We start from the raw sequence: 15,540 nt of genomic DNA, 5'->3' as shown, positions 1-15,540 counted from the left end.
ACAATTTTAAAGTTTCCCGTTCATTTTTATCGTTTGTTCATTTCCGTTATATGCTATGGCTGTATCGGATGGTGATGAAAAATCCAGCGCCGTTGATTTGTTTTTGGTTACCCAAACAATCCTGAACAGCCTGTTCTTCAGCATACCGTTATACGCGCCTTCTCTTTTGCCTATGGTTAATGTTTTGTTGGCTTCATTATAGGTAATGGGGATATTACTATACTTCCCTTTTTCGTAATTATAATTAACGTTTTCATCTTCATACAGCGTAAAGCTGCCGTCTTTGCCGGTATAAACATATAGTGTAATGTCATCTGCCGGTTTTTCGCCGGTAAACTCAATCTGCGGCCCAAAAGGGATGATGGAGCCTTCCTTTACAAATATGGGCATTCTTTCATAGGGTGCAACGGCCGTTATTTGTTGTCCGCCTGCCTTGTAGGCGCCTGTATATAAATCGTACCAGCCCTGCCCCGCGGGTAAGTACACCGAACGGGAACTGGCTTTATATGTGTATACGGGATTTACTAATAAGGAAGGACCGAACATGTACTGGTCGCCGATATTTTTAACATTAGCATCGGTACCAAAATCCATTATTAACCCGCGCATCATCGTGTAGTTATTATGATAAGTGCTGCCTGCCGCTGAATAGATATAGGGCATAAGACGATAGCGCAACTGGTTATAATACAACATGCTTTTATATGCGGGATGATCATCAGGAGCTATATTAAATATTTCACGGTACGGGTACTGACCATGAGAACGGAACAGCGGGCAAAATGCGCCGAACTGGTACCAGCGGGTATTGAGCTCACGCCATTCTTCCAAAGCATCTCCGGCAGGATGGGGTTTGTCGTATTTGTCTTCCACAAAAAAGCCGCCAATATCATTTGTCCAGTAAGGCAGGCCTGATAAAGAGAAATTAATGCCCGCCGGTATTTGCCGCTCCATTTCATCGAACCGTGCCGCAATATCGCCGCTCCAGGTAGCAGCGGCATAGCGCTGTATGCCTGCATAAGCCGAACGGGTGAGGATAAATACCCTTTGATCGGGACGTGAAGAACGCTGCCCTTCATAAATGCCTTTCGCGTTTTGCAACGGGTAGCCGTTAAAATATTGCGTGGATGATCCGGATGCGGTGGGCTGCATCAGTTGTTTCCTTTTTTCAATAGTGGCGTTCGACAAAATATCGGGCTCGGTAGCGTCTAACCACCATGCATCAACGCCTTTAATAAAAAGACTGCTGTCTAAAAGCTTCCAGAAGCCCATGCGGGCGGTGGGATTGAAAGCGTCGTAAAAAGTAGATATATACCCTTTCCCTATCCAGTCGCGTTGCTGGTCTTTTATGTTTTGTTTATAGAGCCAGTTTTGCTTATCAAAAATTTTATAGTTCTCAATCCCTTCATAAAATTTTGGCCAAACCGAAATCATGAAGCGGGTGTTATACCGTTCATGCAATCGTTTGATCATGTCGGCCGCATCCGGAAAGCGTTCTTTATCGAATTGCTGGCTGCCCCAGGCATCTTCTTTCCAGTAGCTCCAGTCTAATACAATATTATCCAGCCCTATCTTTCTTTTCCGGAATTCCGCCACTGTATTTTCAATTTCCTGGGCTGTTTTATAACGCTCGCGGCTTTGCCAGAAACCTAAAGCCCATTTGGGAAGCAGGGTAGCCCTTCCTGTTAGTTGCCGGTAACCGCCAATCACCTCATCGGCATTGGCTCCGTAAACAAAATAATAATCAATTTGTTCGGCGGCTTCAGACGATAACGTCATTTTATTATGCAGGGCAAACGGTGTGGGGCTTAGCCATTGCAGGGAAAAGAACGCCTGTGTTGATTCCGGTATCCATTCCGCTTTAAAAGCATGCTGCTGTCCTTTGTTGAGCAGGAAACGGAACTGGGAAGGCCCCGGATTCCACCCTTCACGCCATTTGTCAAATAATAAATGGCCGTCTATCCATATTTTCAGATATCCTGATGCCGATAAATAAAATTTATGTTCCCCCGTAGTATCCGCCGTAATAAATCCCTCCCAGGTAACCCTGCCTTTTTCCATCGGAAATGTGGCGGGTATATTTTGTAAGGAAGGAAGAAAGCTGTAATCTATTTTATCTTCCTGCCGCTGTATGTAAATGTGCGTACTGTCTCTCCTGTTGCTATACGTTGCCGTTAGCCCTTTGGATACGCCATCTTTGCCTGTTAGCTGCAGCAGGGATAGCTGCTGTTTTTCACGGTCGTCGCCAAAGCGGGTGATGGAATAATTATCCCAAAGCAGTCCGTAATTACGGTTCGACAGGAGGAAAGGAACAGCCACAATGGAATTGTACTGGGTGAGATCCACGTCCTGGTCCTTGTAATTGATCTGCCCTGTTTGCGGTTGTCCCAGCCCGTAAAATGCTTCTGCCGGGGGTGATTCAAATTGCTGGCGAATTGTATATAGTGGTTTTTCATCAATTATTACGGGACTGATTTCTTTTCCTCCTCCCGCTTTCTCCTGTAAAATAATATTGCCGTTCTTGTCTTTGAAAATTACTTCGCCCGTACTAAAAGATACTGATGCCACCAGCTCGCTGGTTTTAAGCAGCGCTTCATTTTCCGTTTGTCCGGCAGTCCATTCCGTGGGGGTATGATAGCCGCTGTCTATCATCAGGCTTGGTGCGGCGGCGAATTTGTCATCTGCAGACGCGGTAATGCGTATGATCTTTGGGGAAACCGCCTGTAATCTTATCCATTGGGAATTGCCGGCAGCGGTATTTTTTATTTTAACGGTTATGCCATCTTTTGTTTTTGTAAATATTTTATGCTGAGAACAGGAAGTGAATATTAGTATTAGTAATAATACAATACAAAGGAGGGGAGTTATCCGTAATGTGATGCGGGCAGCCGTCATGGTCTTCAATCGTTTAATACTTTTCCGTGCCGCAACCATATGGTGTAAAGACGGAAAAGTATGAGGTCAAAAATATAAACTACACCCCAGCAGAAGGGGCGTCATATGTTTATAAAAGGAGTAGTAAATGTTAACGGGGGGGTGTCATTTGATAACAGGAGGGTATGAAATGTTAATGCACCCACTCTTTCCTGTTTTGTTTAGCAGCTTATTTTAGTTTGGGAATATTATTTACCAGAGTTGTTGAGCAGGAGCATTATTCAGCAATCTTCCTGTGCTCATTTACATATCTGGCAATTGTTCCAACCGGGGCTATCCATATTTTATTGGTGGGATCCTGCGCATATTCGATCAGTTTTTTCAGCATGGCAAGCCGGGTGGTTTGCGGGCCGTTATTCCCCATTTCATGGCCGGCAAGCACTAACCATTGCCCATTTTTTTGAGCAGACTGTATTAAAGGCAGGAGTTCTTCAAAATCTTTACCGTCCATTTCTATCCCGGTTAATTGAGCCATATCGCAAAATGCCGGGTCGTTTGCACTTTCTGCCAGCCAGCCCCTCCCGCTGATGAAAATACCGGCTACAACAGGGATGTAGCTTTTTGTGTTTTTCCCCCGCCCCACGAAGGTTTGTCCGCAGGGATAAGCAAATACTTCCGGCTTTACGCCCAGCAATGCCTCAATCTGCCTGTTGGCCGTTTCCAGTTGGTTTTTCATTTGCCGTAAGCTGTAATCTTCAAGCGCGTTATTCCTCGACCACAAAAAATTTCCGGAGCAGGGATGGCTGATGGAATGATTGCCAATCTCATGGCCGGCGGTAACCGCTTTTTTCCAGCCGTCCAGGCGGTTTTTTACCGTGGGAGGCTGCACATAAAAAGTGGCTTTTACATTATAGGCATCTAATAAAGCCGTTCCGGTATCTACCTGGCTTGCACGGGCATCGTCAAAGCTTAAGCTGATGGCCATCTTTTTGCCCGTGGGCCAAGTAAATGCAGGTTCCTGTGCAGATGAGATATTACTGCAGGTCAACAAAACAATACAGAAATATAGCAGGGAAGAAATTCTTTTTGTTTGCATGATGTCTGCGTTTTAGTAATTATACAGCGGGTTCGGAAGGGAAGATAAATAATTTGCTTTTATTTGTATTTTTAATTTTAGCCTTCAATTACTTGCTATGCCATTCAGAATGATCCTTTCTTTCTTATGCCTGCTTTGTATTAACCAGGCCATTGCAGACGTTCGCTTACCCAAAATTTTTGATTCGCATATGGTGCTTCAGCGCAACAAGCCTATACCCGTTTGGGGCTGGGCCGATGCCGGTGAAAAAGTAACCGTTGAATTAAGCGGCAGCGGAATAACAAAACAAATCAAAACAATAAAAGCCGGTAAAGACGGTAAGTGGATCCTCCGGTTAAATGCCGCTGAAGCGGGAGGCCCTTACCAGTTGGTAGTTAAGGGAAAAAAGAATGTGCTTACGCTCGATGATGTATTGATTGGAGAAGTATGGATTTGCTCCGGTCAATCCAATATGCAGTGGACGGTAAAAGCTTCTGATAACGCGAAGGAAGAAATAGCCGCTGCTGATTACCCCCTCATTCGGCAGTTTGAAGTACCAAGAGAAATTAGTTTAACACCTGAAGATGATCTTTCGAAAGGGCAATGGAAGACCGCAACTCCCGAAAATGTGGGTCAGTTTACCGCGGTGGGTTATTTTTTTGGAAGAGAGTTGTATAAAAAGCTTGGTATACCCATTGGTTTGATCAATACTTCATGGGGCGGCACCATTGTAGAAACATGGATCAGCAAGGAAGCCATGAAAAGTTTTAATGAATTTTCGGATGTGGTGGATGCGATGCCCCTATCTATGGAAGCGCTTGGTGAAAAACGAAAAACAAGACTTACCAACGCCATTGATGAGTTGCAGGGTGGATTGCCCACTGCGGGCGATGTTCAATCATGGTCATCTGCTTCTTTTGACGACAGCAATTGGAAAACGATTGAAGTGCCCGGCAATTTTGACCGGAAGGATTTCCAATACCTTGATGGTGTGGTTTGGTTTCGCAGCGAATTTATATTGCCTGATTCATTGGCCGGTTTAAGTGTGGCGCTGTCGCTGGGCACCATTGACGATATAGACGATACTTATGTAAATGGCATAAAGGTGGGCGGTACTACCAGCAAAACTGCAAGCGGACGAATCTACATACTCGAGCCATCACAACTGCATGCAGGAAAGAACAGTATTGCAGTGCGCATTGAAGATCTTGGCGGACGTGGTGGCTTTACCGGTAAGCCTGAAGACGTAAAGATCAGCAGGGGCGCTTATGAGCAATCGCTAGCGGGAACATGGAAATTCAGGATCGAATCATATACAGACAACAACCAGTTTACGGGGCCTAATGATGCGGGAACTTTGCTGTATAACGCAATGATAGCACCGCTTATTCCCTATGCCATGCAGGGCGCTATCTGGTACCAGGGCGAATCCAATGCAGGGCGCGCCTTCCAGTACCGTAAATCTTTTCCGTTAATGATAAGCGACTGGCGTAACCGCTGGAAGGAGGAGTTTCCTTTTTTGTTTGTGCAGTTGGCCAGCTTTAATGCCAATAATGGCAACAGTAAAAATGGCAGCACCTGGGCTGAGCTGCGGGAAGCGCAGGCTTTAACCCTGCAGGCGCTGCCGCGTACAGGCATGGCCGTTATTCATGACATTGGTAATCCCCAAGATATTCATCCCACCAACAAGCAGGATGTAGGAAAAAGGCTGGCGCTCCGTGCGCTTGAGATCGCATACGGACAAAACGTGCTTTCGCAGGGCCCGCAATTTCAATCTATGCAGGCAGAAGGCAATAAGCTGGTGCTCAGCTTCAATAATGTGGGCAGCGGATTAATAGCCTCAGGTAAATACGGATACCTGCAGGGCTTTGAAATAGCCGGCGCCGATAAAGTATTTCATTGGGCGAAAGCAGAGATCCGCGATGGGAAAGTGGTGGTTTGGAGTGATACGGTTACTGATCCTGTTGCCGTGCATTATGGTTGGGCCGACGACAATATGGAAGCCAACCTTTTTAATAAGGAAGGCTTACCTGCCGCGCCCTTCCGTACCGACACCTGGAAAGGTATTACCGAAGAAGTGCGGTTCAAATAAGGCGGAGACCCGAAAGCCGGGGGAAATACAAAGAACCGGGTACCAAATGACAAGAACCAAATAACAAGAACCAAATAACAAGAACCAAATAACAAGAACCAAATAAATTACAAAACCCGAAGGTTTAAATCCGAAATCCGAAGACAAATACAACGATAAACTACAAATAAGAAAAATCGAAGGAAGCATTCAGCAATCGGCCATGAGCCAGGTGCAATACAAGAAGAAGTACTCCTCCTGTCGTTAGCAATCATTCAACTGATAGCGGCTGCTGATCGCTGATAGCAAAGCATCAAGAACCAAATGACAAGAACCAAATAAAATTCAAATCCGAAGCAAAAAATTCGAAATCCGAAGCGAAACGCAACCATAAAGCACCAACCATAACCAATAAATCAACATTGAAACGGATTTTTCCCCGAAACCTGAAACCTGAAACTTGCAACCTGAAACCTGTAACCTGCAACCTGTGTAGTACTCACCTGATCGCCGACTGCTGATCACAAAACATCAAAGACAAATATTAGAAAATTCTCAACATGAATAAAACAACGCCCTTCACCCTTATTATTTCAATTGCATTATTGGGTGCTTCCTGCAGGGAAAAGCAAACAGCAACAGCAGGCTTGCCACAGGTGCCGGAAGGCTATACAGTTGAGGTAGCGGCAGGGCCTGATCTTTTGGATTATCCCATGTTCGCTACATTGGATGAAACCGGCAGGCTCTTTGTTTTTGAATCTACCGGTAATGTATACCCTAAAACTGACTCTGCATTGAAGAATCCCCAATTCAGGATCAGGCTCCTGGAAGATACCAATGACGATGGTGTGTACGATAAGAGTACTGTTTTTGCCGATAAGGTTGGATTTCCCCAGGGCGGCGTTTTCTATAAAGGAAGTTTGTATGCTACTTCGGCGCCCGACCTGCTGAAGTTTACCGATACCGATGGCGATGGGGTGGCCGACCAGCGGGAAGTGCTGCTGAGCGGCTGGACGCTTAATGTAAATGCCAACAGCCTCATCGGCCCTTTTATGGCGCCCGATGGCTGGTTGTATATGACCAGCGCCATTGAAGGCTTTGATGTAACCAGTAAGGAAGGTGTGCGGATGAAAGGCGAAACGGCGCGCATCTGGCGTGTGCGTACCGATGGTTCGGGACTGGAATGGATATCCGCCGGAGGCATGAATAACCCTGTTGAACTTACTTTTACAGCAGCAGGCGAGCCCATTGGTACAGAAACTTATTTTACCGATCCCAAAGCGGGTGAACGCGATGCATTGGTATACTGGACAGAAGGCGGCGTATACCCGAAACCCAATAGCAATATTGACCGCGATAAGCTGGTAAGAACGGGCGACCTGATGCCGGTGGTGAGTAAATATTCACGCGTATCGCCGGCAGGTATCGGGCGGTACAGGAATACGGTGCTGGGGGATGATTTTAAAGACAACCTGTTCAGCGCCCAGTTCAATACGCACCGTATTATCAGGCATAAGCTTTTCAGGGAAGGTGCATCTTTCCGTACGGAAGACGAACCGTTTTTCTGGTCGGACAACGAAGATTTTCATCCTACAGATGTGCTGGAAGATGCAGATGGTAGCTTACTCGTGGTGGAAACAGGCGGGTGGTTCATCAAGGGATGCCCGTTATCGCAGGTGTCCAAGCCCGAATTAAAAGGATCAATCTATCGTGTTCGCCGCAAAGGGGTAAAAAAAGCGGATGATTCCTATGGCAATGCAGTGCAGTGGGAAACAGTTCAGCCCAGTGAGGCGGCAAAATATCTTGAATCAGGGAACGCTTTTGTAAGTGATCGTGCGGTGCAACGGCTGGTGGATGCCGGTAAGGCTGCTATTGAACCGATTAAAAACCTGTTTCAGCAGGCTTCCCCTGTAGAGGCAAAGGTGAAAGCGGTTTTTGCGCTCTACCGGATAGGCACACCCGAAGCGCTGGTGCAGGTAAGAACGGCGTTAAGTGATGCAGACCAACAGGTACGCATATCCGCAGCACGTGCGGCCGGACTGGCCAGGGATGTTCAGGCTGTGGATAAGTTGATTGAACTGGTGGTTAAAAGTGACCCTGCCGTGCGCCGGCAGGCGGCCACGGCACTCGGGCAAATCAAAGATAAAAAAGCTATTGGGGCTTTACTTAACGCTGCCGGTGATACAGACGACCGGTTTATCCGTCATGCCATTATTTATGCGCTCGTTTCCATTAATGAACCGGCGCTGGTTGCGTTGGGGCTTGCCGATGCTTCCGCCGGAGTGCAGGAGGCGGCGCTCATCGCGCTCGACCAGATGCCTTCCGCTGCCTTAGAGGCAAAACAGCTCACGCCTTTTCTTACCGCCAATAATATATCATTAAAGCATACCGCCTTATGGATAGCGGCTCATCATCCCGAATGGTCGGCCGATATGGTAAGGTTTCTAAGGAACCGTTTTCAGCGCAGCCCGTTAAGCAGGGAGGAAGAACAGCTCTTTGGCAATATACTGGTTTCATTTTGCGGCGATACCCGTATGCAGCAATTTATAGCAGATCAGTTCAGAGCGGCAACGCCTGCGCATAAGCTTTTCCTGCTGGCATCAATGGAGGCCTGCGGTGCAGAACAATTCCCGGGATTGTGGACAACGCAGCTGCAACAGCAACTGGCACCCGGTACAGATGCGCGGGTTCAATCGCGGGTAATGCAACTGGTTCGTTTGCGCGGGCTCACTTCCCTGTCGAAACAGTTACAACAGGTGGCGGATAATACCGGAAATACCACGGAACTAAGAGTAGAAGCGATCGCTACTTTGCTGAAGGCGGAGCCCAGGTTTACAAATCACAATTTTGATTATCTCTACAGTGTGCTGCAGGGTGAAAAAGAAGCTTCCCTGCGGCAGGAAGTGGCAACCACGCTGACACAGGGGGAACTTTCGGAAAAGCAGTTGCTGCAATTATCCGCCGGCTTTCTTCCTGTGGCGGATGCTTTTATTTTGCCCCGTATTGTTCCTGTATTTAAAGGCGCACATTCCGTGGAAACAGGCAGGGCATTGGCTGCGGCATTAGCACAGTCGCCCAGCCTTTCGGGTTTTACGGCCGAATATCTTGAAAAGATATTTGAGCAATATCCCGATGAAGTGAAATCGGCTACCGCTCCGCTCATGGCCAAGCTGCATGAAGTGAGGGCCGATCGTTTGAAGCGGCTTGAAGCATTGGAAAAGAACGTTCCAAACGGCTCCCTTGATAGCGGCCGCGCATTGTTTTTTGGAAAAGCCACCTGCTCTACCTGTCATACTATTGGCCCGGAAGGCGGGCATTTTGGCCCCGACCTCACTTCCATTCAGCTCGACCGCTCGGCACATGATCTTTTAGAAGCCATTGTATATCCAAGCGCGAGTTTCGTTCGTGAATTTGAGAGCTACCGCATCAAAACAAAGGACGGTGAACATACAGGCATCATCAGGGAAAGAACACCTGATGCCGTTATCCTTGCTACTTCTGCTCAAACTGCTGTTCGTATTGCACGTGCGGATATTTTGGCAACGGAAATACTGGATATGTCGCTGATGCCGCAGGGTTTTGACCAATTGTTAAACAACCAGGAGATGGCCGATCTTATGGCTTTTATTCTGGGGCAGGACCAGGATCCCAAAACCGATCAGCAACTGTTGCGGTAGGCTATCCAAAACAATACTAAAGATGGGAACAAAAGGCTATGCCTCTTCCCGGTATTCACTAAAAAAACTTCAGCTATGCAACGACGTAAGTTTATCAATGGGTTGCTCACCGGCGCCGCGGCATTAACGGCTGCGCAGGCTCCGTTGGCCATGGTTTCCGCAAAAGAAAAGCGCTTCGCAGAACCGCCCTTCAGGATGAAATTCTCTCCCGATTTTAATATCTTTTCTGATCTGCCGGGAAAGGATGTGGTGGATAAGATTAAGTGGGGCTACGACCAGGGCTTCAGGGCATGGGAGAATACCTTTTTGAAAAACAGAAGCGTAGAGGAGCAGGAGCGCATCAGCAAAACGATTCAGCAATTAGGCATGGAATTCGGACAATTTGTAGGCACCCATACTTTTGAGCACGTAACTTTTGCAGGCAGGGATGCTGCCTTACGCGAAAAGGTGCTGAGTGATGTTCGCGCATCAGTGGATGTTGCCAAACGGATGAATACCAAATTTATTCATAATGTGCTGGGAATGTCCGATCCCAAACTTCCCAACGATTTTCAGATGGCCAACGCTATTGAATTACTGAAACGTATAGCCGAAATTTACGAGCCGCATGGTTTGGTGATGGTAATGGAAAGCATGAACCACCGGATCAATCACCCCGGCATGTTTTTGCATACTATCCCCCAGGCCTATGCGCTGGCAAAGGCGGTGGGTAGCCCCAGCATAAAAGTGCTTTTTGATTTTTATCATGTGCAGATCGAGGAAGGAAATATTATTCCTACTCTCGACTATGCCTGGGACGAGATCGCTTATATACAGATTGGAGATACACCCGGCCGCAAAGAGCCCACTACCGGGGAGATTAATTTTGTAAATGTATTGCAGCATGTGCATGATAAAGGCTACCGCGGCTTTATGGGCATGGAGCACGGCATCAGCAGACCCGGCAGGGAAGGGGAGCTGGCTGTATTAAAGGCTTACCGGTCTATTGATCCGAAGTAAACAGCGGTATCGGCTATCAGTCTTCAGCTATCAGTTGAGTAGTTACCTGATGACAGGATGAATATTTGAATGGTGAGTACTACACAGGTTGCAGATTACACGTTGCAAGTTTCAGGGAAAAATCCGTTTCAATGTTGATTTATTGTTTATGATTGGTGCTTTATGGTTGCGTTTCGCTTCGAATTTCGGGCTTTTTGTTCCGGGTTTGAATTTTTATTTGTTTCTTGTCATTTGTTTCTTGGTTCTTTGTATTCCTTCGGATTTCGTCCCGCACGTGCGGGATCCGGCTTCGGATTTAATTTTATCTGTCATTGGCAGACGCTGAGCGGATTTGGATAATATGCATGTTTTTACAGCATCGGAGCAACTGCCTAACTTTGCCCCATGACGGCGTTCATAGTACCTGTTTTGTTTTTCGCTGTATGCATCGCTTTATTTTTTGTAATAAGAAAGAGAAAGCGATATGTATTTGCAGTGCCCGGAAATGTTGCCCAACTGTTATCGGATCATGTAGCTTATTACCGGAAGCTGAGCCCAGAAGAAAAAACGATATTTGAAAAAAGGGTAAAGGAGTTTCTTTCCTATATCCGCATTCATGGGGTGAACACCGAGGTGGAAGACATAGACAAGGTACTGGTGGCCAGCAGCGCGGTAATACCGGTTTTTGGATTTGATGAATGGCGTTATTATAATCTGAAGGACGTGCTATTGTATGGCGACAGGTTTAATATGGAAGATTTTTCCACAACGGGCGATGAACGCCATACGCTGGGAATGGTGGGAACGGGCGCCCTGCAGCGCATGATGATCTTATCGAAGCCCGCGCTCAGGCAGGATTTCCTTAATGAAAGCCGCAAAGACAATACCGGCATCCACGAATTCGTGCATTTATTGGATAAAGCCGATGGCGCAACCGATGGCATACCTGAAGCATTATTGCACCAGCAGTATACCATTCCCTGGATCAGGTATATGAGTGAAGCCATTCATCATATAAAAACCGGCCGTTCAGATATTGATGTGTACGGCGCCACCAGTCATGCGGAATTTTTTGCTGTGGCAGCCGAATATTTCTTTAATCGTCCCGACCTGTTTAAGATCAATCATCCCGAACTGTTCGCGTTGATGGAAAAAATATTTAACCAGCGGCCGTTAATTCGCGAAAGGCGTTTATAGAACCCTATTCTTCAGTATGCAGGGAAATAAGAATATCCCGTTTTTATTAGTCTCGTTTGTTGTTATTAACTTTCCTGACGCTTGGCGTGTTGGCTAATCTTTTTTTCAAAAACGCTGACGCTGAATCTTACTGTGTTGATACATTTCATGAAATGCAGGGTATTGTTATTGTTTGAAGGGTATATAAATTATTATTTCCGGAATTTGTCATTTTCCCAATTTTGGGGATTATTGATGATATAATTTGCAATGCGATGGTAGGATTGTTCATCACGAATGATATGTTCGTGGTAATTCCGTTGCCACAATTTACCCATATAATCATTTGGGAATTTTTGTTTGAATATTTCCAGGCATTGGTTTGATACCAATGATTTATATGCACCAACAATGTCGGCAACCGTAGGGGCAACCCTCGCGGTTGCCCCGTGATTGGGGGCAGGGGTGAACCCTGCCCCTACGGGATTGGTTAAAAAAATAATTCCATGCATATGGTTGGGCATGATTTGAAAAACGTCCAATTCAAAATTTTGAAACCGTTCTGATAATTTTTCCCAATGGTGGTGCGCAATATTGCCGAAATCATTTAAAATCATTTCATCATTTACAATTTCCCCAAACAAACATTGGCGGTTGTGCACGCAAATGGTAATGAAATACAACCCTGCCTGTGAATAATCGTATCCTTTCAGGCGAATGGATCTGCGATGGTGAATATTCGGGTTATACCTGTTCATTTGATTTTCGGCTGAGCTTGTAATAAGAACTGGTAAAGGAATGCATTATTGGTTTTTCGCAAGAAACATGTATTATTTCAGTTTCTTTTCAAAACATACACTGTTTTCAATGCCTTCATACTGTCCGTAATTTGGAATAATACTATACCCGTTCTTTTGATACAACGCAATGGCTTCAGGTTGTCTTTTTCCTGTTTCCAATATACATTTTTTGCAGCCCAGTTCGGTTGCCCACAATTCTAATTCACCCAATACTTTACTGGCAATACCTTTTCCCCTGTTGTCCGGACAGGTGTACATTCGTTTTATTTCCATGATGTTTGGACTATATGCTTTTAATGCACCGCAACCGGTTGGCTTATCGTTTTCATACGCAATAACTACGTATTTGATTTTGTCAACGGTATTGAACTGTGCATAAAATGAATGGTCCGCCCCGTCTCTTTCGGCTAAATCCGTATCAAGCTGTTTTACGAGTTCAATAAAATCCTTATGGTTTGAATCGGTTCTTATTATCATCAATGAGCTTTAATTCATAAAAATCCTTTCGCCTGTCTTTCAGATTTCTTACGCTGCCATAGCTGTGCAGTTCATCTAATAACGACAGGTCAACTCCTGCTATCAGTATCATTTCGGTATTGGCTGTGGCTTCGCTGATGATACAGTTGGAAGGGAAGGTAAAATCGCTGGGGGTAAATACCGCTGCCTGGGAATATTGAATGTCCATATTCTCCACTTTGGGCAGGTTACCCACACTGCCCGTAATAGCCACATAGCATTCATTTTCTATGGCACGCGCCTGAGAACAAAGCCGTACCCGCATGTAAGCGTTTTGCGTATCGGTAAGGAACGGAACAAATAAGATCTGCATTCCTTCTTCACTCAATAACCTGGGCAGCTCGGGGAATTCTACATCATAACATATGAGGATACCAATTTTGCCGGCATCGGTATCAAATACTTTTACACTGTTGCCGCCCTTTATTCCCCAGTGCTTGGCTTCATCGGGTGTGATGTGTATTTTTTCGTACTGGTCAACAGCGCCATTGCGGTGACATAAAAAACCAATATTTTTTAGCGACTCCCCTTCAATGCTGGGCAGGCTGCCCGTAATGATATTTACATTATAGCGGATGGCCAGTTCCTGGAAACGCACCTTGATCTCCGGTGTATATTGAGCCAGCGATCGCATGGCCTCTGCTTCCGGCATTTCGTTGAAGCCAGCCAGCAGCGGGCCATTGAATAATTCCGGGAACAGGGCGAAATCACTTTTATATGCAGAAACGGAATCAACAAAATACTCCGCCTGGCGAAACAATTCATCCAGATTATTATAAGGCCGCATTTGCCATTGTATTAATCCCAGCCGCACAAATGTTTTTACATTAAACAGGTGTTTGGGATCGGGAACATAATATACATTGAACCATTGCAGCAGGGTAGCAAATTCTTTGCTTTGCTCATCTTCCGGCAAATAGTTGTGCAGCACTTTTACTACATGAAAATCATTGGCAAGCTGAAAGCTCAGTACCGGGTCGTATATTTCTTTGCTTTTTACTTTTACTATGTATTCCTTGGGACTCAATTGATCTGCGTATTGATGATACATAGGCAATCGTCCGCCAAATACAATTGCTCTCAGGTTCAGATTTTCGCAAAGATCTTTGCGGGCATCATATAATCTTCTGCCCAGCCGCAGTCCGCGGTAATCGGGGTGAATAAATACTTCTATGCCATACAATACATCTCCTTTAGGATCATGCGTATTGAAGGTATAATTGCCGGTGATCTGTTTGTAGGTATGATTATCGCCAAATCTTTTATAATCTACAATGATGGATAATCCACAGCCTACCACCACGCCATCGGCTTTTATAACGATCTGACCTTCGGGAAATTTTTCAATCAGTCTTTCAATGGCGCCGGGACTCCAGTAGCCGCCCTGCCAGCCGCTGTACGATGCTTTCATTGCTTCCAGCAGTTGCCTGTAATCTTCAAAACGCAGTCCTCCTATTTCTATTTGCTCTATATTCATTTTTTATATTTTTCTCAGGTAAGAACTTCTGTAATATAAATTATTCGGTTGTTTTAAAATTCGCAGGACAAAATTACTTCGTTTCATACCGCTTGCCTAAAGAAAGCATAAGATATTATATGCGCTGTTTTTTATTTTTCGATTTGGGTTTCATTCCAGTAATAGCTGTCGGGGTGTATTCTTTTCCCAAAAACAGCCGTGCCCACCCTTACAATGGTGGCGCCTTCGGAAATAGCCGTTTCCAGGTCGCCGCTCATTCCCATCGAAAGCTCGTCCATTGCAACATTGGGCAGGTTTAAGCCGGTAATTTGCTTTTGAATATTTTTGAGCAATTGAAAACAGTTCCTGACCTTTTCGGTGTCTGCGCTAAAAATACCAATCGTCATTAATCCTTTAATCCGGATGGCGTCCATGGCGGCTATTGCTTTAACCAGTTGAAGGGCGTTTTCGGGCGCTACACCAAACTTGCTTTCTTCAGCGGAGGTGTTAACCTGTATCAAAACAGACATGCTCCTGCCTTCGTATTGGAGGCGCTGGTTGAGCTTTTGAGCCACCTCCAGCCGGTCAACAGATTGGATACAATCTGCATACCTTAGTACTTCTTTTATTTTGTTGGTTTGCAGATGCCCGATGAAATGGGTTTCGTGTGGGGTATCTTTTAATGCTTCAAATTTTTCTTTTAATTCCTGCACTTTATTTTCGCCGATCAGGGTTTCGCCCTGTTGCAAAGCAATTTTAATATTTTCGGCAGATACGGTTTTGGTGGCAAGCAATAGCTTTACCGAACCTTCATCTCTGCCGCATTGATCGCATGCGGATTTAATGCGCTGTTTAATGATCGCAAGGTTTTCAATAATCATACTCATATTAATGCAAAGGTGCCGATTAATTGAACA

The 15,540-nt window shown here is 45.6% G+C and carries 10 protein-coding genes; 4 read left to right on the top strand and 6 right to left on the bottom strand.

The features are described from left to right. Nucleotides 1-6: 6 nt before the first annotated feature. Together PLE34_RS00425 and PLE34_RS00420 are read right to left on the bottom strand one after the other, a co-directional pair. Complete coding sequence (locus PLE34_RS00425) at nt 7-2,895, bottom strand: TIM-barrel domain-containing protein (RefSeq protein ID WP_324552925.1); 2,889 nt, start codon at nt 2,893-2,895, stop codon at nt 7-9. Nucleotides 2,896-3,151: 256 nt separating this feature from the next. Beyond that, entirely contained in the window at nt 3,152-3,970 is an 819-nt protein-coding gene (locus PLE34_RS00420) for a polysaccharide deacetylase family protein (RefSeq protein WP_324552923.1), read from the bottom strand. Nucleotides 3,971-4,067: 97 nt separating this feature from the next. On the opposite strand from PLE34_RS00420, the gene PLE34_RS00415 reads away from it, so the two are divergent. The 4 genes from PLE34_RS00415 to PLE34_RS00400 all read left to right on the top strand — a co-directional run bounded on the left by PLE34_RS00415 (nt 4,068) and on the right by PLE34_RS00400 (nt 11,872). Further along, nucleotides 4,068-6,041, top strand: a complete 1,974-nt coding sequence (locus tag PLE34_RS00415) for a sialate O-acetylesterase (RefSeq protein WP_324552919.1) — start codon at nt 4,068-4,070, stop codon at nt 6,039-6,041. A 539-nt stretch (nt 6,042-6,580) separates the two neighbouring features. Next, nucleotides 6,581-9,697 carry a PVC-type heme-binding CxxCH protein gene (locus PLE34_RS00410; RefSeq protein WP_324552916.1) on the top strand — a complete coding sequence of 1,039 codons (3,117 nt, stop codon included), beginning with the start codon at nt 6,581-6,583 and terminating at the stop codon, nt 9,695-9,697. 75 nt (nt 9,698-9,772) lie between these two features. Beyond that, the gene (locus PLE34_RS00405) at nt 9,773-10,696 is read left to right on the top strand and encodes a hydroxypyruvate isomerase family protein (protein WP_324552913.1); all 924 of its coding nucleotides are present in this window, start codon (nt 9,773-9,775) and stop codon (nt 10,694-10,696) included. Nucleotides 10,697-11,080: 384 nt separating this feature from the next. Beyond that, nucleotides 11,081-11,872, top strand: a complete 792-nt coding sequence (locus PLE34_RS00400; protein ID WP_324552910.1) for a M90 family metallopeptidase — start codon at nt 11,081-11,083, stop codon at nt 11,870-11,872. A 191-nt stretch (nt 11,873-12,063) separates the two neighbouring features. Here PLE34_RS00400 and PLE34_RS00395 read toward each other — a convergent pair whose 3' ends face one another. The 4 genes from PLE34_RS00395 to PLE34_RS00380 all read right to left on the bottom strand — a co-directional run bounded on the left by PLE34_RS00395 (nt 12,064) and on the right by PLE34_RS00380 (nt 15,510). Then, the gene (locus PLE34_RS00395; protein ID WP_324552907.1) at nt 12,064-12,609 is read right to left on the bottom strand and encodes a transposase; all 546 of its coding nucleotides are present in this window, start codon (nt 12,607-12,609) and stop codon (nt 12,064-12,066) included. A gap of 72 nt (nt 12,610-12,681) precedes the next feature. After that, nucleotides 12,682-13,128, bottom strand: coding sequence for a GNAT family N-acetyltransferase (locus PLE34_RS00390; RefSeq protein WP_324552903.1), 447 nt, complete (start codon nt 13,126-13,128; stop codon nt 12,682-12,684). Then, nucleotides 13,100-14,644, bottom strand: coding sequence for a carbon-nitrogen hydrolase family protein (locus PLE34_RS00385; RefSeq protein ID WP_324552900.1), 1,545 nt, complete (start codon nt 14,642-14,644; stop codon nt 13,100-13,102). The genes PLE34_RS00390 and PLE34_RS00385 overlap by 29 nt, the downstream gene beginning before the upstream one ends. A 131-nt stretch (nt 14,645-14,775) precedes the next feature. Beyond that, nucleotides 14,776-15,510, bottom strand: a complete 735-nt coding sequence (locus PLE34_RS00380; protein ID WP_324552897.1) for a YggS family pyridoxal phosphate-dependent enzyme — start codon at nt 15,508-15,510, stop codon at nt 14,776-14,778. Nucleotides 15,511-15,540: the final 30 nt, after the last annotated feature.

Origin of the sequence: Agriterribacter sp., assembly GCF_035445465.1 — a bacterium.
In the GTDB taxonomy this organism is placed as follows: domain Bacteria; phylum Bacteroidota; class Bacteroidia; order Chitinophagales; family Chitinophagaceae; genus Agriterribacter.
Note: the sequence above shows the minus strand (reverse complement) of the source record. Positions and strands in the feature narration are given on the sequence as shown.